Below are 381 nucleotides of genomic sequence, written 5' to 3'. Positions count from 1 at the left end.
CGTTGATAGGCAAGATGTGGAAGTGGTGTGAGCCATTAAGCTAACTTGTACTAATTACCCGTGAGGCTTAACCATACAACGCCAAACGCGTTTTGTGACAGAAACAAGCGACAGAAGTTAATAGCTAGAGTAGATAAATACTTAGACTTAAAAAATATTATCAGAATTTTCCAAATTTATGAGGTGACTCTTAGCGCGTAGCGTTAACATTGAGACACCTTGCGCAAAGGAAAAAGTAGCACTACGTGCTTGTAATTACTCCTTTGCACCTAATTTGCTTGGTAACCATAGCGTTTTGGACCCACCTGACCCCATGCCGAACTCAGTAGTGAAACGAAACAGCGCCGATGATAGTGTAGCATTTGCTATGTGAAAGTAGGA

At 41.5% G+C, this 381-nt stretch carries 1 rRNA gene; it reads left to right on the top strand.

Going from position 1 to position 381, the window contains the following annotated elements:
* Window positions 1-277: 277 nt before the first annotated feature.
* A 5S ribosomal RNA gene (gene rrf / locus PSH54_RS20675) occupies window positions 278-381 on the top strand; the annotation flags it as partial.

This window comes from Pseudoalteromonas sp. Angola-30, assembly GCF_028599215.1.
Taxonomy (GTDB): Bacteria; Pseudomonadota; Gammaproteobacteria; order Enterobacterales; family Alteromonadaceae; genus Pseudoalteromonas; species Pseudoalteromonas atlantica.
Note: the sequence above shows the minus strand (reverse complement) of the source record. Positions and strands in the feature narration are given on the sequence as shown.